At 57.6% G+C, this 16,212-nt stretch carries 13 protein-coding genes; 4 read left to right on the top strand and 9 right to left on the bottom strand.

Translation table 11 applies throughout. From position 1 onward, the window contains the following. Position 1: 1 nt before the first annotated feature. From ACU8HS_RS22115 to ACU8HS_RS22080, 8 genes are all read right to left on the bottom strand, one after another. Positions 2–1,048, bottom strand: a complete 1,047-nt coding sequence (locus ACU8HS_RS22115) for an ATP-binding cassette domain-containing protein (RefSeq protein WP_113413836.1) — start codon at positions 1,046–1,048, stop codon at positions 2–4. Further along, on the bottom strand, positions 1,045–1,794 hold the full coding sequence (locus ACU8HS_RS22110; protein ID WP_112703543.1) for a glycerophosphodiester phosphodiesterase family protein: 750 nt from the start codon (positions 1,792–1,794) through the stop codon (positions 1,045–1,047). Before ACU8HS_RS22110 ends, ACU8HS_RS22115 begins: the two co-directional genes overlap by 4 nt. Before the next feature lie 24 nt (positions 1,795–1,818). After that, complete coding sequence (locus ACU8HS_RS22105) at positions 1,819–2,628, bottom strand: carbohydrate ABC transporter permease (protein ID WP_112755501.1); 810 nt, start codon at positions 2,626–2,628, stop codon at positions 1,819–1,821. Beyond that, complete coding sequence (locus tag ACU8HS_RS22100; RefSeq protein ID WP_113413837.1) at positions 2,618–3,487, bottom strand: carbohydrate ABC transporter permease; 870 nt, start codon at positions 3,485–3,487, stop codon at positions 2,618–2,620. The genes ACU8HS_RS22105 and ACU8HS_RS22100 overlap by 11 nt, the downstream gene beginning before the upstream one ends. Before the next feature lie 62 nt (positions 3,488–3,549). After that, positions 3,550–4,809, bottom strand: a complete 1,260-nt coding sequence (locus ACU8HS_RS22095; RefSeq protein WP_113413838.1) for an ABC transporter substrate-binding protein — start codon at positions 4,807–4,809, stop codon at positions 3,550–3,552. Positions 4,810–5,172: 363 nt separating this feature from the next. Then, positions 5,173–6,489, bottom strand: a complete 1,317-nt coding sequence (locus tag ACU8HS_RS22090) for a UDP-glucose dehydrogenase family protein (RefSeq protein WP_112572965.1) — start codon at positions 6,487–6,489, stop codon at positions 5,173–5,175. Positions 6,490–6,593: 104 nt separating this feature from the next. Beyond that, positions 6,594–8,021 carry a mannose-1-phosphate guanylyltransferase/mannose-6-phosphate isomerase gene (locus ACU8HS_RS22085; protein WP_447016199.1) on the bottom strand — a complete coding sequence of 476 codons (1,428 nt, stop codon included), beginning with the start codon at positions 8,019–8,021 and terminating at the stop codon, positions 6,594–6,596. 43 nt (positions 8,022–8,064) lie between these two features. Continuing rightward, complete coding sequence (locus ACU8HS_RS22080; protein ID WP_447016198.1) at positions 8,065–9,489, bottom strand: phosphomannomutase; 1,425 nt, start codon at positions 9,487–9,489, stop codon at positions 8,065–8,067. Between the two features lie 289 nt (positions 9,490–9,778). Here ACU8HS_RS22080 and ung point away from each other — a divergent pair, with 289 nt between their 5' ends. The 3 genes from ung to ACU8HS_RS22065 all read left to right on the top strand — a co-directional run bounded on the left by ung (position 9,779) and on the right by ACU8HS_RS22065 (position 12,156). Beyond that, entirely contained in the window at positions 9,779–10,471 is a 693-nt protein-coding gene (ung, locus tag ACU8HS_RS22075) for a uracil-DNA glycosylase (RefSeq protein WP_112572971.1), read from the top strand. 129 nt (positions 10,472–10,600) lie between these two features. Then, positions 10,601–11,533, top strand: a complete 933-nt coding sequence (locus ACU8HS_RS22070; protein WP_112755457.1) for a VOC family protein — start codon at positions 10,601–10,603, stop codon at positions 11,531–11,533. A gap of 14 nt (positions 11,534–11,547) precedes the next feature. Next, positions 11,548–12,156, top strand: a complete 609-nt coding sequence (locus ACU8HS_RS22065) for an alpha/beta hydrolase (protein WP_112572975.1) — start codon at positions 11,548–11,550, stop codon at positions 12,154–12,156. Between the two features lie 66 nt (positions 12,157–12,222). Here the strand turns inward: ACU8HS_RS22065 and ACU8HS_RS22060 are convergent, their stop codons facing one another. After that, positions 12,223–14,499, bottom strand: coding sequence for a polysaccharide biosynthesis tyrosine autokinase (locus ACU8HS_RS22060; protein ID WP_447016197.1), 2,277 nt, complete (start codon positions 14,497–14,499; stop codon positions 12,223–12,225). A 374-nt stretch (positions 14,500–14,873) separates the two neighbouring features. On the opposite strand from ACU8HS_RS22060, the gene ACU8HS_RS22055 reads away from it, so the two are divergent. Then, positions 14,874–16,178, top strand: coding sequence for an O-antigen ligase family protein (locus ACU8HS_RS22055; protein WP_113413841.1), 1,305 nt, complete (start codon positions 14,874–14,876; stop codon positions 16,176–16,178). Positions 16,179–16,212: the final 34 nt, after the last annotated feature.

The following is a 16,212-nucleotide window of genomic DNA, read 5'->3' as shown; positions in this document are numbered from 1 at the left end:
TCTAGATATCACGAACCCCGGATGAAAGATCGACGCGCTTCCCGCTCTGGTTATCGAAAAACACGGCGCGGTCAAGGTCGCATATGACCCAGAAGTTGTCCGCATGCCGCGGCACGTCCTTGCGCGGGCTGGTCAGCGTGATGCGTCCAGCCGGACTGTCACAATGCAGAATAATATCAGAACCCGTCATCTCCGACAGCATGAGCCGGGCGGGCAGGGCAGGCTCGTGCGGCTCGGCGGCGCTGATTGCCATGGACTCGGGCCTCAGTCCCGCCGTCAGCCCGTTCCGGCCCTGCCAGCCGGGGATATGTTCGACAGGCAGGAAATTCATTGCCGGAACGCCCAGAAAGCCCGCGACGAAGCGGTTCTGCGGCGCGTCGTAGATGGCTTCGGGCGTGTCGAACTGGAGGAGATCGCCGTCCTTCATTACCGCAATCCTGTCGGCCAGCGAGAGCGCCTCGGTCTGGTCATGCGTGACATAGACGATGGTGGCGCCAAGCTGGCGATGCAACTCCTTGATCTCGGTGCGCATGGCAACGCGCAGCGCATTGTCGAGGTTCGATAGTGGCTCGTCCATCAGGAAGATGGAACTGTTGCGTGCCATTGCGCGACCCATCGCCACGCGCTGACGCTGGCCGCCGGAAAGCGCACCCGGCTTGCGATCGAGATAGGCCTCGAGTTGCAGCGTCGCGGCAACGCTTTCGGCGCGTGCATTGCGCTCGGCTTTCGGCATGCCCCGCAGTTCCAGGCCGAAGGCGATATTCTGGCGCACCGTCATGTGCGGGTAGAGCGCGTAGTTCTGGAAGATCATGGCGATGTCGCGGTCCTGCGGAGCGAGATCGTTGGCGCGTCGTCCACCGATTTCGATATCGCCCTCTTCGCAGCGCTCAAGCCCTGCAACGAGGCGCAACAGGGTGGACTTGCCGCAGCCGGACGGGCCGACGATGACAACGAATTCACCTGACCTGATATCCATGGAGACGCCGTGCAGGACTTCCGGCCCGCCGGGATAGGATTTTCTGATGTCCCGAAGAGTGATCCCGCTCATAGTTCTGCCTCAGCCCGGAAACGGTTGCGAATGGCGATGGCGAGACTGGGCCGGTCCGTCGTGAAGACCTTTACGCCGAGCGCCAGCAGCTTTTCGATCTGCCGGGCCGAATGCGCGGCCCAGCAGCCGAAATCGAGCCCGGCGGCTTCGACCTCAGCCATCAACACGGAATCCGCCGTATCCACATGCACGCCAATTTCCGGGATGCCGCGGGACTTTGCGAGCTCGATCACGGCAGCAGGTCCGAGCTGGCGCAATACGGGCGGGCTGACGAGCCAGAGTCTCGGCCGGCTGGTGGCGGCCGAAAGCGCGTTTTGCGATTCCACCAGAAAAGAGGAAAAGGTCGTCCTTTCGAGCATGCCGTGGCGGGCGAGGGTCTCGACGACGCGTGGCACGAAATTTTCGTAGGGCCGGCCGTCGACCCCCGGCTTGATCTCGCATCGAAAATCGACCGCGCTATCGGCATAGATCGCACAGAGTTCGGTCAGCGAGATCGGATGCGCGCCGGCACCGTAGTTGATGACGGCGGCGCGAACCTCCGCCTCGCTCATGGCGGCGATCGCGCCGCTGCGGTCCGTCGTGCCGTCAAGTGTTGCGTCGTGATGGACAATGATCGCGCCGTCAGCTGTCGGATGGACGTCGAATTCCACTTCTTCGAGGGGCATATTTGCCGTTGCAGCAAAACCTTGCGGCGTGCTGTCGCCATATTCCAGAGTGCCGCCGCGGTGCGAAGCGATGCGTGTCATTCTATATCTGTCCTTCTTCATGATTTATTTGACCGCGCCAAGGGTGATGCCGCGCACGAGATGGCGTTCGACGAGCAGGAATCCGAGCAGCACGGGCAACATGCTGAGAGTGCAGGCTGCCATGACGAGCGGCCAATCGACGAGGCCTTCGCCGGGGTTTATGCGATAGAGGCGGGCAAGGCCGATCTGCAGTGTGTAGAGGTCTTCCTTGCCGACGGCGACAAGCGGCCAGATGTAGTTGTTCCATTCCGTGATGAAGATGTAGAGACCCATCGAGAAGATGGCGGGTCTTGCGATCGGCACGATCACCCGCCAGAGCACCTGCAGCGGTGTCGCGCCGTCCATATAGGCAGCCTCGTCCAGTGCCTTTGGAATGCCCTTGATATATTGACGCAGGAAAAACGCGGCAAAGCCGTTCGATATCGCGGGCAGGATGAGGCCGGCATAGGTGTCGAGCAAGCCAGCCTTGGCAAGCGTCAGATAATTTGGGATCAGGCTGATATGGCTGGGGATCATCAGCGTGGCGACAGTGGCGCCGAAAAGCAGGTTGCCGCCCCAAAACCGGTAGCGCGCGAAAGCGAATGCGGCCATGGTCGCAACGGTGATACCGAGCAGCGTGACGAGACCGGACACGATGATGCTGTTGAGAAGATAGCGGGCGAAATTGTATTCGGCGACAGCACGGACGTAGTTGTCCAGCGTGAATTCGTATCTGCCGGTATAATAGGACTGCGCCGTCTCGAAGGACATCCAGATGGAATAGAGCACCGGCGAAAGGAAGATCAGGCCGGCGGCAAGCGCAAGCCCGGTCACGACGGGGTTTTCAAGCTTCATAGTGGACCCTCCGGCCGATGACGAAGGATTTGACCAGCGCCAGTACGATCAGGAAGATGAAGAGCAGGACGGCGAGCGCCGAGCCTCTGCCGATATCGAAAAGGGTAAAACCGACACGATAGAGCAGGTTGACCAGCATGTCGGTCGCGCCTGCAGGCCCGCCATGGGTCATGATGTTGACGATGGTGAACACCTGGAAGGCTTCGATGACGGAGATCACGAGCAGGAAATAGGTGGTCGGCATGACGAGCGGCACGGTGACCCGGCGGAACACATGGAAACGCCGGCCGCCATCGACGGCGGCGGCATCGTAGAGTTCCTGCGGCACGGCCTGCAGGCCGGCAATATAGATGACGATATCGTAGCCGAGCTGCTTCCACGTATTGACGACAATCAACACCCAGAGGGCAAGCTGCGGATCTTGCAGCCATTGCACCTTGCTGAGACGAAGCGAGGTCAACGCCGCATTGACCATGCCGTAATCGGTGGCGAAGACCCAGGAGAAGACGACGGCGATCGAGACGGTGGAGGTGACGGAGGGAAGAAACAGCGCGCCGCGCAGCAGCCGCGAAGGCAAGGTTTCGCGGACCAGATAACTTGCGACGGCGAGCGCCAGCGCCAGCCGGATCGGTACTGAGATCAGCGCAAAGACGGCCGTGACCTGCAGCGAGTTCCAGAAATCGCGGGAATTCAGCAACAGCCGGTAATTGTCGAAACCGACGAATGGCATGGTCGGCGACAGGAAGTCCCAGTGCCGGAAGCTGAGGTTCACGCTGGTAACGACCGGAATATAGGTGAAGACCGTGATGAAGATCATCAGCGGTGCAACGAGAAGATAGGGTGTGAGTTTGCGCAGCATGGGACCGAAACGGTTGAGCCGACGGGCCGGTTAAGGCCCGCCGTCCCGCTGAAGGGAGAGGTTCAGTTGCTGGAACGCTTGGCTTCCTCGCGCGTCTGCGCGGCGAAGTCCTTCATCGTTTCCGTGACGTCGCGCTGGCCGAGAGCCATGGCTTCCCACATCTTGTACTCGGTCGTGCGCATCCAGGTGACGACGGGCGGACGGGCACGGCCATGGGCGAAATCGAGCTGCTTGATGGCAACGTCGATACCCTGCTTCTTGGCAAGCGCTTCAGCGGCGACCGGCTGGGCAGCGCTCTTCTTGTTGATCGGCAGATAGCCGGTTGCGGCAAACCAGATCGCATTGGCTTCCGGCGAGGCCGCGTAGCTGATGAACTTGTAGGCGGCATCCTGGACGTCCTTCGGTGACGTCGAGAGAATGCCGATACCAGCGCCGCCGATCGGAACCGAGCAGACCTTGTTACAGGGCATCGGACGGACTTCGAGCTTGTCACCGAGCGCCTTCTTGGCGCCGCCGTAATCGCCCGTCGAGTTGAGCGAGATGCCGACCTTGCCGGCATAGAAAGCGTCGCGGCCGACATCCTCATCGGTAACGCCGTCGGGGGAGGCAACCTTCTGGTCGTGAACGAGCGACGCCATCCACTGATAGGCCTCGATCGTGTTCGGCGAGTCGAGCAGGATATCGTTGGTCTTGGAATCGATCAGCTCGCTGTCATTGGACATGACGAGACCCCAGCGGGCGAACTGGCCGGGGGCCGCGATCCCGGTGATGCCTTCCGAGCCGAGCTTTTCGGTGATTGTCTTCGAAACAGCAAGAATATCTGCGAAAGTCTTCAGCGACGGTTCCGTCGTGAAGCCGGCGCGCGCCAGGATGTCCTTGTTGTAGTAGAGGACCGGCGTGGAGGAATTGAACGGCACGATATAGTTCTTGCCGTTATAGACGCCGACTTCACGTGCGTAGTCGTAAAGGTCGTCCTTCAGCGGATCGGCATTGAAATAGGGCGTGAGGTCGATCAGTGCGCCGCGGTCGGCAAAGAGGCCGTAGCGGGTGACTTCCATGATGACGGCGTCGGGCGCACGCTTGGCAGGAATGGCCGCCTGCAGCTTGGCGACGATATCGTTGTAATCACCGACAAACTCGCCTTCGATATGGATGCCGGGATTGGCCGCTTCGAAATTGGCGATGATCTTGTTCAGTGCGTCGCCGGAGGATTTGCTGAAGCTGTGCCAGAATTTCACCGTCGTATCGGCATGCGCCGAACCGACCATGGACATCAGGGCGACAACGCTGGCTGCAAGCGCGTTCTGCAATTTAACTGACATGATTTTCTCCTCTGCAAAAAAAATTGCATTCCGTTGCGGCGACGATTAGCGGGAAGAGGAGACAGTTTCTTGAAAGTGGCGCGAAATTTTTGTGACAACGGCAGGGGCTTACTCACACGCGTTGAGCATTGTCCCGTATGTCAGCCCCCTAGTCGAGGTGCGGAGAGACGGAACATTTTCCGAGATTGAGGGAAAATGAGACGCGCTATCAGCCAAAGCTTACCAGCGGCAGTGTCGATCATCGATATTGGGAAGACACTTTGCCACGAAGCGTCGAGTACCACACGGGGAGTAAGTATTGGCGGCGACGCGCTATCACGCCCGGGTAGAGGCTATTTCATGCGACGAAGCAGCTACCAGTTGTCAGATTTTCTCGGGTTTCCTGCCGATAGCAAAGTAACCAAATCCATGTTTCGTTACTTCACTTACAGGATAGATGTTTCTGAGATCGACAATAACCGGGCTCTTCATGATAGTCTTTAGACGCTTAAGATCCAGCGCGCGGAATTCGTCCCATTCCGTGACGATGACGATTGCATCGGCGCCAGCGGCAATTTCGTAGGGGTCATTGCCGTAGCTGATGGGTCCCAGCATTTCTCTTGCCGCGTCCATGCCCTCCGGATCGTATGCGCGCACAGTTGCCCCACCATCGAGCAGGGCTTGGATGATGGTGATAGACGGTGCGTCGCGCATGTCATCAGTGTTCGGCTTGAAAGTCAGGCCAAGCACGGCAATCGTTTTGCCACGTACATCGCCATCGCAAGCAGCAATGACCTTACGACCCATGGCCCGTTTGCGATTGTCGTTAATCGCAACGGTCGTCTCGATAAGCCTGATCGGGCTGTCGAAGTCCTGCGCCGTCTTGACGAGGGCGAGTGTGTCCTTCGGAAAGCATGAGCCTCCGTAGCCTGGACCTGCATGCAGGAACTTGTCGCCGATACGCTTGTCCATCCCGATACCCTTTGCGACCTTCTGAACATCAGCGCCGATTTTTTCAGACAGGTCGGCGATCTCGTTGATGAAAGTGATTTTCATCGCGAGAAAGGCGTTCGCAGCGTATTTGATGAGCTCGGACGTGCGGCGCTCGCAGAAATAAAGCGGCGCTTCGTTGAGATAAAGTGGGCGATAGACCTCCCGCATAACCTCGATGGCGCGTGGGTCTTCCGTGCCAACGACGATGCGATCGGGGCGCTTGAAATCGGCAATCGCCGCGCCTTCACGCAGGAACTCCGGATTGGACACGACGACGACGTCTTTTTCCCGGAATTCCTCGCGAAAGATGCGCTCGATTTCGTCGCCTGTGCCGACAGGGACAGTGGATTTCGTAACGACAACCGTGAAGCCCTTGACGGCGGCGGCAATCTCGCGCGCTGCAGCGTAGACATAGGTCAGATCTGCGTGGCCATCTCCACGCCGAGAGGGTGTACCGACGGCAATGAAGACGACATCCGCTTCCCCAACGGAAGGCGCAAGGTTCTTCGAGAAATCGAGACGCCCGGCACTGCGGTTCTGTTGAATGATAGCTTCGAGCCCGGGTTCGAAGATGGGCACTTCACCCGCTTCGAGAGCATTGATTCTGGATTCTGATTTATCGACACAGGTTACGTGGTGGCCGAAGTCCGCAAAGCAGGCGCCCGAGACGAGACCGACATAGCCCGAGCCAATCATCACAATGCGCATAGGATAACCTCATTCGACAAAAACAGCGGCTCGCCGTCGAGGCGGGCCGCTATTCGTGTTACAGGGGCGTAAACTCAAGATCAAGACTGCCAAAAAGCGTAGGCTCAGCTTCGGCCGAACTCGTCGACGATGCGAATGATATCGTCTTCGCCGAGGTAGGAACCGGTCTGAACCTCGATGAGTTCCAGCAGGATCTTGCCAGGATTTGCGAGACGATGAACCTCGCCGAGCGGGATGTAGACCGACTCGTTTTCACGCAGCATCTGCACATTGTCGCCGATCGTAACTTCGGCCGTTCCCTTTACGACGATCCAGTGCTCGGAGCGGTGATGGTGTTTCTGCAGCGACAGTTTCTTGCCGGGCGTCACGAAGATGCGCTTCACCTGGAAACGATCGCCATTGAAGATCGAGGTGTAACCTCCCCACGGGCGATAGGAGGTCGGATGCGTCTCCGTCAGCTTCGATGTCTTCTTCTGGCCGGCCAGCAGCTTGACGAGGCTGCCCACCTGCTGGCTTTCCGTCAGCGGGCCGACATAGACGGCGTCTTCGCTGGCAATCACCGCAACATTGTCCATGCCCTGTACGGCGAGATGTACGCCATGGGTCATGACGAGGGAGTTGCGGGTATTGACCACAGTCGTGTTGGCGGCGGCAATGTTGCCGTTTTCATCCTGGGTGCCGGTTTTCCATATGGCATCCCAGCTGCCCAGATCCGACCACTTGAAGGCCGAGGGAACGACCGCCGCCTTGGAAGTTTTTTCCATGATTGCGTAGTCGATGGAGATATCCGGGCTTTTTGCGAATTGTTCGGCATCGAGACGCGTGAAGTCCAGATCACGCGTTGCTTTGGAAACAGCCTTGCTGGCCGCCTTCAGAACATCCGGTGCAAAGTCCTGCATTTCCGAAAGCAATTCGGCGACCGGGAACATGAATATACCGGAATTCCAGTAGAAACCGCCGGTTGCCAGCATTTCCTCGGCCTTTTCGCGAACCGGTTTTTCAACGAAGCGCTTGACCTCATGCGCGCCGCCTGAAAGCTGCTTGCCGATTTCTATGTAGCCATAACCGGTGGCCGGCTCGGTCGGCGTGATGCCGAAGGTCACGAGTTTACCTTTGGCCGCGGCATTCCGCGCGGTATTGATGGCGTCGAAATAGGCTTCGTCGGCAACGATTTCGTGGTCGGAAGCCAGCATCTGCATGATGGCGTCCTTGCCGAATTTTTCGGAAACCAGGGTTGCGGCCGCTGCCACTGCGGCAGCGGTGTTGCGGGCAACAGGCTCCAGCAGAACGGCGGTGAGCGGAATTTCGAGTTCGCGTGCCTGTTCTGCAACGAGGAAGCGAAAGTCCTCGTTCGTTACGACGATGGGCGCCTCGTAAAGCGCCGGGTCGGCGACGCGGGCCAGGGTTTCCTGAAACAGCGTCTTGTCCCCGACGAACTGAATGAATTGCTTCGGCGCGGTTGCGCGCGAGAGCGGCCACAGGCGCGTGCCCTTGCCGCCGGCCATGATGACGGGGACGATTTTCTGTGTCATGGGGTGTTTTTCCTCGAAATGAACGGCCAGATTTGTCGCATGCTTACCGGGCTTCTGCCCAGTGCTTAATTCGGGTCAATCCCGCATTCAGGAGTTGCAAGGCGGCTGCCTCATTTTCAGCTTCAACGTAACAGCGCATTTCCGGTGCATTGCCGGAAGGGCGCAAATGGATGATGCGGCCATCGCGGAGCGTGATGCGCAGGCCATCAATATCGCTTTTCGAACCAATGGTGCCGATGGGTTGCAGGAATTCCGCGAGATTGGCGTCGGAGGCGCGCAGGTAGGCCATCAAGGCTGCGCTGGTTTCGACCGGGAAATTCTCGAGACGGTCTGCGGCTGCGAAGGGCAGCTTGTAGGAAGCCGCAACAGCCGAAAGCGGCGTCTTGCGGATTGCTGCCAGTGAGAGTGTTGCCAGCATCGGCAGGAAGCAATCACGTGTCGGCAAGGCACGTATGCTGCGGCCATTGATGTCGAACGACGTTGCTGTCAGCAATCCGCCATTCGCCTCGAAGCCCATAACGAGATCCTTGCCGGCGGCAACCGCTTCTTCCATGCCGGCAATCACGAAAGGGGAGCCGACGCGGGTGCGAATGACGCTGAATGGCCCGGCTGCCTCGATGCCGGAATTGGACGTCACCGGCGTCACGACAGTGCCGGCGCCCAGGAAGTTGGCCGCGATCAACCCGAGAAGATCGCCGCGCAGCGGTATTCCGGTCTCGTCGGCCACCAGGGGGCGGTCTCCATCGCCATCGGTGGAAACAATCGCGTCGAGGCCATGCGTCGAGGCCCAGCTTTTCAGAAGGGCAATCGTCTCTTCGGAGACGGCTTCGGTATCGACGGGAATAAAGGTTTCGGACCGACCGAGGGCGACAACCTCGGCGCCATAGTGGGCGAGAATATCGACCATCAGGTCGCGTGCCACCGTGCTGTGCTGATAGACGCCGATCTTCATGCCGGCGAAGGCGGCCTCAGGCAAGAGGGTGCTATTGCGCTCGAAGAAGAGTTGACGGCACGGTGCAGAATGATCCTCCGCGGCCGTGGACGCATAGTTTACTGTTTCTCCCGAGGCCTCGATTTCGGCTGCCAGGCGGGTAATGGCGGCTTCGTCGGCCTTGTCGATCTCACCGTCAGGACGATAGAATTTGATGCCGTTGCGGTCCGCGGGAATGTGCGAACCCGTTATCATCAGGCAAGCGGCCTTTCTTTCGAGGCCATAAAGCGCGAGAGCCGGTGTCGGGACGGTGCCGCAGTCGAGAATCTTGAAGCCGAGGCTTGCCAGTGCGCCGGCACAATTGCCCGCAATCTCTGGGCTTGAATCGCGGTAGTCGCGCCCGATCAGAACGACATCGCCTGCATCCACCTTCTTGCTCTGCAGCAAATGCCTGCCGAAAGCCGTTGCATAGAGCGCCGACGGGCGCCCTTTGAGATCCGCCGACAGACCACGAAGGCCGCTTGTCCCAAACTTCATGCGAAACACCCTCTCGCTGTGAACAACCGTTTCTACTGTGCTGATTTGCTTGGGTAAACAGCAAAAATCAGGACATAGTTAAACCGGCGGACGGCACAAGCGAAGTATTGCCATCATTTCAGTATTGTTGCTAGAGATTTTGCTAATATTAATAAATTTCCGATTTATGACAGTTGTTCGCCATTGCGAGATAGAAATATCTGCCGTCACAGTTGCGTATTGCGGGTTCAGGCATTTTTGCTAGAACGGCTGATCTACATCAGCTGTGTTGATCCCGGAGGTTTGCGTCGTGAGCGAGACGTCAGTCACTCTAGAAGCGAGCTGGAAGGCGGCTCTCGCCGGCGAGTTCGCAAGTCCCTACATGCAGCAGCTCAAGACCTTCCTGCTGGAGCAGAAGGAACTCGGCCGCCGGATTTTCCCCAAGGGCAGCGAATATTTTCGCGCTCTCGACCTGACCCCGCTTGCGAAAGTCAAGGTCGTGATCCTCGGGCAGGACCCCTATCACGGCGTGGGGCAGGCACATGGCTTGTGTTTCAGCGTCCGGCCGGGCGTGCGCATTCCACCATCACTCGTCAACATTTACAAGGAAATGGAGACGGACCTCGGCATCCCGCCGGCGCGGCATGGCTTCCTGGAACATTGGGCCAGGCAGGGCGTGCTATTGCTCAACAGCGTGCTGACGGTGGAAGAGGCGCAGGCCGCCTCGCACCAGGGCAAGGGCTGGGAACGGTTCACCGACGCCGTTATCCGCAAGGTGAACGATGAGTGCGAAGCGGCAGTTTTCATGCTCTGGGGTTCCTACGCGCAGAAGAAGGCCGCTTTTGTCGACGCAAGGCGTCATCTCGTCCTGAAGGCGCCGCATCCGTCGCCGCTTTCGGCCCATAACGGTTTTTTCGGCTCCCGACATTTCTCTAAGGCGAATGCGTTTCTGCAGTCGCATGGACGTGAACCCATCGATTGGCAACTGCCCGCCAATCCTTGAACGCTCCGGCGCGGTCGTTCACAAAGTGGAGACAATGCGTGTCGACTTGCCGGACTATCAGAACCGGCCCGAAAGGCCCATCTATGGCCTATCGAAAGCCCGCCGGATGCGGGCAGAAAGGGGTCTCAAATGCTCGATCAGATCAAGGGTCTGCACCACGTCACATCGATGGCGGAGGACGCCCGGACCAACAACCAGTTCTTCACCAATGCGCTTGGCCTGCGCCGCGTCAAGAAGACCGTCAATTTCGACGCTCCCGACGTCTATCACCTCTATTACGGTGACGAAACCGGCTCCCCTGGCACGATCATGACCTACTTCCCGTTCCCGAAGATGCCGCAGGGGCGTCCGGGCACCGGCGAAGTCGGTACCACGGTCTACTCGGTTCCGCAGGGCTCGCTCGGCTTCTGGAGTGATCGCCTGGCCAAGCTCAACGTCGCCGGCCTGAAGACGGAAGAATCCTTTGGCGAAAAGCGCCTGAATTTTGCCGGCCCGGATGGCGACGGCTTCGCGCTCGTCGAGACCAGGGACGACGCCCGCGCTCCCTGGACGCATGGCGGCGTCAGCGAGGATCACGCCATCCGGGGCTTCCATTCCGTTGCCTTGCGGCTGAGGGATGATGGCGCCACGTCCGAACTTCTGAAGTTCATGGGCTATGAGGTTCAGGAAGAGCATGACGGCGTCAAGCGTCTCGTCATTCCTGGCGGCAACGGTGCGCATCTCATCGATCTCGAAACCATGCCGAACATTGCCCGCGCGCTCCCGGGTGCCGGTTCCGTCCACCATGTCGCCTTCGCCGTTGAAAACCGCGAAAAGCAGCTCGAAGTGCGCAAGGCGCTGATGGATACGGGCTATCAGGTAACACCGGTCATCGATCGCGATTATTTCTGGGCGATCTATTTCCGCACGCCCGGCGGCGTATTGTTCGAGGTTGCCACCAACGAACCCGGTTTCGACCGCGATGAGGATACGGCTCACCTCGGCGAAGCGCTCAAGCTGCCGCAGCAGCACGCCCATCTGCGCGCGCTCCTCGAGCAGCATCTGCAGCCGCTGGAAGCCTAGACGGAGGCAGGACGATGACCGACAATCACTATGTGCACCGGCTGCGTGCCGGCGCACCGGGGAAACCTATCCTCTTCGTGCTTCATGGCACAGGCGGGGACGAGAACCAGTTCTTTGATTTCGGCAGCCGATTGCTGCCGGACGCAACGGTCGTTTCGCCGCGCGGCGATGTCTCCGAATACGGAGCGGCACGGTTCTTCAAGCGCACGGGGGAGGGGGTCTATGACATGGACGACCTCGCGCGGGCGACTGCAAAGATGGCGCGCTATGTCCAGGACCTGGCGGTAGCGCACGGCGCCTCCAAAATCCTCGGGCTGGGCTTTTCGAATGGCGCCAACATTCTGGCGAATGTGCTCATCGAAAAGGGTCTGTTCGATGCGGCGGCGCTGCTCCATCCGCTTATCCCCTTTCACCCGCGCGCCAATCCCGATCTCCGGGAACGACGGGTGCTGATTACGGCAGGCCAGCGCGATCCGATCTCGCCGGTTGCGCTGACGGAAGCGCTCTTCCGCTATTTCGAGGCCCAGAAGGCCGATGCGCTGTTGGAATGGCATCCGGGCGGTCATGATATCCGGCCGAATGAAATAGATGCGATCGGCAAGTTCTTTGCAGATTATGCCTAATACCTAAATGATTGTGCGGCAAATTTCGCCGCACAATCTCGCGTCCAACCTCGGCAGGAAGACTTTTCAAGTTTCGTGGTAATAGGCCGAGTAGCGATTGTAATAATACTCGCCCGAACCATACGAACGATAGAGTTTCAGTTTTTCTGTATCGACCTTGTTCAATACGACGCCGACACATTTCTCCATAAGTTCAGGATGAGCGGCGAATGTCGTGCGCACTACGCGACGGGACGTGCTGCCCCATTCGACAACCGCCAGAGACGCATCCAGAAGCGGGCTGATCGCACGAGCATCTACGACTGGCCCGAGCGGTGGCAGGTCTAGAACGATATAGTCGAAATGCGCCTTCATTTCATCGAGCAGATTCGCCATGATCTGAGATGAAAGAAGATCGGACGAATGCGGGACGCGTCGCTTGACGACAGCGGGTAAGACTGCGAGGCGTGTCTTGCTGTCAAGCAGCAACAGGTTCTGGATCGGTTTTCCTTCGAGAAGTGCCTCCAGAACACCCTCTTCAGCATGACGACCGATTGCCCGGGTCGTGCCCGGATTTCTGAGATCGGCGTCGATCAGAAGGGTTCTTGCGTCCTGCATCGCGAGGAGTTGCGCGAAATTAATCGCAACAGTCGATTTCCCTTCGCCCGGCAAGCTCGAAATTACACCGATGACCTTACTACGCTTGCCCGGGCTTTCCATGTCGATCCCGATCTTGGCGCTGCGCATGGTTTCGGCAAAGGCCGAAAGCGGATGGTCGATCACGTAGCGGGTAATCTTGTTTGCTGTCTGCAGCCCTCGTGGAGAGACAGGCTGCTCATCACCCTCACCCAGTTCCTTCGCATCGACCATGGGGATGTGGCCGACATATTCGAGCGACAGGGCCTCGCGAACTTGCTCGCCCGTACGGAAGAAGCGGTCCCGGAATTCCCGATATGCGCCGATACCACCGCCACAGGCCGTCCCGAGCATGATGGCCAAGGCCAGGATCAACGGCTTCTTCGGTGCACTGGGCGACTTCGGAACCTGGGGGCGAGTAATAACTCGCGATTCCGTTATCGGGAACGATTGCTGCTGTGTAGCTTCCTGGAAACGCTGCAAAAATGTCTGGTAGAGGTTCTTGTAAGTATCTGCCGTGCGCTCCAGCTCTCGCAGTTGGACCTGGGTCTCGCCTGCGGCATTGGATACGCCCATTGCCTTATCGACACTGTCCTGCAACGACTTCTCGCGCGTCTGGGCAACGACGAGTTCGCTCTGATAACTCTCAGCGATCCGGTTGAGTTCTTCGAACATCAGTCGCTTATATTCATCCATCTCGCCACGAAGTCGTACGGCCTGTACGTGGTTCGGGCCGAGGCGAGCCGAGATCTCAGCTTCAAATTTGGAGGCTTCGAGATATTTCTTGCGAAGATCGTTGGAAATCGAACTGTCGAGTACGTCGGTTACAATCGCGTCCGTTCGGCCCGAATCGATAATCGCTTTGACGCGGTCGTACTTCGCCTGAGCCTTGGCCGTGTCGGATTGAGCAGTGATGAGTGCGCTGTTCAGTTCAGAAAGCTGCTGGTCGCTCAGAAGCGCTGCGCCGCCATTCACGCCAACCTGAACCAGGCCGTGCTCGCTGCGGAACTTTTGCACTGCAAGGTCGGAGTCGAGAGATTTCTGCCTCAGCTCGTCGATGCGTTCCTGCAACCAGTCGCTTGCTCTGCGCGTCGCATCGTATTTGGAGTTCAGCTTGTCAACCAAATAGGCGTCCGCAATCGCATTCGCTATGCTTGCCGCAAGTTCCGGCGATTGTGAGGTGTAGCTCACCGAAAGCGCATAGGAGCGCCCAATTCTATCGATTGACATGCCGCGGACAACGGCAGCTGCGGCGGCCTGACGCAGCAGATCCTGATCTGTCACGGCATCCTTATCGGCAAACCAATAGTTCGGGCTGAGAATGATGCGCAGTGTTCCGAACAACGATTGTGTCGGAGCCATAAAAACAGGATTTTCAGTGAGCTTGAGCTTGTCTACGACAGCAAGGCTGATCGTATCTGACTTGAAAAGTTCGACCTCGCTTAGGACGGCCGATTCATCATCAACCGAAACGCCCATATTGGCCAATTGGCTGACGATCTCATTGTTGCTACGGTCAATAAGGACGCTTGCCGAGGCAGTGTAATTCGGCACTGCTGTTAACAAATAGACCACGCCGAACACGACCGCGATTCCGACGCTAATTGCAACTATTCTCCATTGACGCCGTACGGCAGCCAAAATGCGATCAATGTCGATTACTTCACCGGGGCCATCGTCTGCCCAATCGCTATCTAACTTTGCCGATACCTTGTCTGGCGAGAGCAAGTCTGGACCTCCATCACAACAGCATTTCGTTTTGCGGGAGACTCGATAGCTTGAAAGAGCCCGTAGATCGGACAACTGCTACACGAGCGCGGTTTCTAATTCAATAACGACAATTTTGATATGACACTGTGCCCGAAAAATGTCGCAACCTATGATTTTTCCTTTTAACCTTGGATGGAAAAATCGGCATTCACAGTCTGTCTGGTTTCCCGTAGCCCAGCAACGTTACACCTCCTACGGCAATTAGATGAAGGTCCGATGTCAAGCAAATGGACTTCTTCGAGCCTTATTTTCATGCTAGGCACTGTGTCGAATGATATGAGTCCACGTGAGCGGTTGCATCGTATCGGGACGGTTTAATTTAGGATGTTTTCTTGGCCGCGACCAGTAAAATTGGCCCAGGTGCCGAAAGGCGGGGCATTTCAATCGATAAGTTATTGTTTTTGTGCGCGTTTATTGCGTTCGTGGCAGTGATATTTGTTCCACGGTTTGCAACCGCCGCAGCCGCTGTCTTCATGCTCTCTGGCCTAGCCTGTGCGGCGCTCAATTTTCGCGTCACCTTATACGCGGTCATAACATACAGATATCTGCTAATTTTGCCGGCTTACTGCATATTTTCGACGTTGTGGTCGCAATATCCGGACATAACGTTTAGATATTCCCTTCAGCTGGCCCTGACGCTTCTCATCGCCCTTATTCTCGCGAACCTGTTAAAATCGCGGGTCCTCATCTGGTGTATATTCTATTCTCACGTGGCGGCGTTTCTTCTATGCGTGCTAATCGAGCTTACCTCCAACAGTGGTAAGGCATGGGCGGGCTTCTACGGAAGCAAGAATGGTTTTGCAGCACTGGCCGCAGTTTTTCTGCTCGTCTCATTGGCCGTGCAGAAAATTCCCGAGATGCGTATCGGCCGAATAATAACACTCATTTATATGCCTCTTTCGCCGATCTTTATGATCAAGGCGCAGTCTGCCGGTGCTATTTTGGCATTGGCACCTGTCGTCGGCGCCGTTTTTTTCTTTCGGTCGATTAAATTCATGTCCAAGAAGTTCCGCATCGCAGTCGTGTGCAGCCTTGCGGTCGCATCTCTATTCGTAGGGCTTATTCTTTCGTCAGATTCCGCGGCGATCACAGGAGGCATCCTTGAATATTTTGGTAAGGATGCAACTTTGACCGGTCGCACCGACCTGTGGGATTTCGCCTATCATCTGATTGCTCAAAATCCGCTCCTGGGGGTTGGATACCGAGCGTTCTGGGTGGTTGGCAATCCAGATGCTGAAGCCCTGTGGGCAGAGTTCCTAGTTCCCTCTGGTGCTGGTTTCAACTTTCACAACACCTACATCTCCAATGCGGTTGATCTTGGATACGTCGGTGTTTTTATTCAGGTCTGCATACTTTATCTCGCCCTTTTTCGGGGGTTCAGGCTTTCGCTTCAGGCTCCTTCGCCGGAGAACATATTCTGGTTTTCCGTTGTGGCCTTCACACTTTCGAGAAGTTTTAGCGAAGTGACCGTTTTTGGCGAGTTCGCGATCCAGTCGATGCTGCCGTACATCGCGTATGTCAAGATTGAGCAGGGATTGCGAAGGGGGCGGCAAATACACAGACAGCGGAATGCAGCTTCAGAGAGAGCCAACTCGTCACTGGTGCTGTCGTCGCCGATTGGAGCCCGATATCCGTAAACTGCCTTTGGGAGCGCAACGTCACGAGCCGCGC

Source organism: Rhizobium sp. KDH_Rht_773_N (assembly GCF_052946295.1).
This window is presented reverse-complemented; position numbering and strand designations above follow the sequence as displayed.

Bases quoted from the DNA above. Each gene is read 5' to 3' on its own strand.
- ACU8HS_RS22115 (WP_113413836.1), bottom strand. From the start codon at position 1,048: ATGAGCGGGATCACTCTTCGGGACATCAGAAAATCCTATCCCGGCGGG.
- ACU8HS_RS22110 (WP_112703543.1), bottom strand. From the start codon at position 1,794: ATGACACGCATCGCTTCGCACCGCGGCGGCACTCTGGAATATGGCGAC.
- ACU8HS_RS22105 (WP_112755501.1), bottom strand. From the start codon at position 2,628: ATGAAGCTTGAAAACCCCGTCGTGACCGGGCTTGCGCTTGCCGCCGGC.
- ACU8HS_RS22100 (WP_113413837.1), bottom strand. From the start codon at position 3,487: ATGCTGCGCAAACTCACACCCTATCTTCTCGTTGCACCGCTGATGATC.
- ACU8HS_RS22095 (WP_113413838.1), bottom strand. From the start codon at position 4,809: ATGTCAGTTAAATTGCAGAACGCGCTTGCAGCCAGCGTTGTCGCCCTG.
- ACU8HS_RS22090 (WP_112572965.1), bottom strand. From the start codon at position 6,489: ATGCGCATTGTGATGATTGGCTCGGGCTATGTCGGTCTCGTCTCGGGC.
- ACU8HS_RS22085 (WP_447016199.1), bottom strand. From the start codon at position 8,021: ATGACACAGAAAATCGTCCCCGTCATCATGGCCGGCGGCAAGGGCACG.
- ACU8HS_RS22080 (WP_447016198.1), bottom strand. From the start codon at position 9,489: ATGAAGTTTGGGACAAGCGGCCTTCGTGGTCTGTCGGCGGATCTCAAA.
- ACU8HS_RS22070 (WP_112755457.1), top strand. From the start codon at position 10,601: ATGCTCGATCAGATCAAGGGTCTGCACCACGTCACATCGATGGCGGAG.
- ACU8HS_RS22065 (WP_112572975.1), top strand. From the start codon at position 11,548: ATGACCGACAATCACTATGTGCACCGGCTGCGTGCCGGCGCACCGGGG.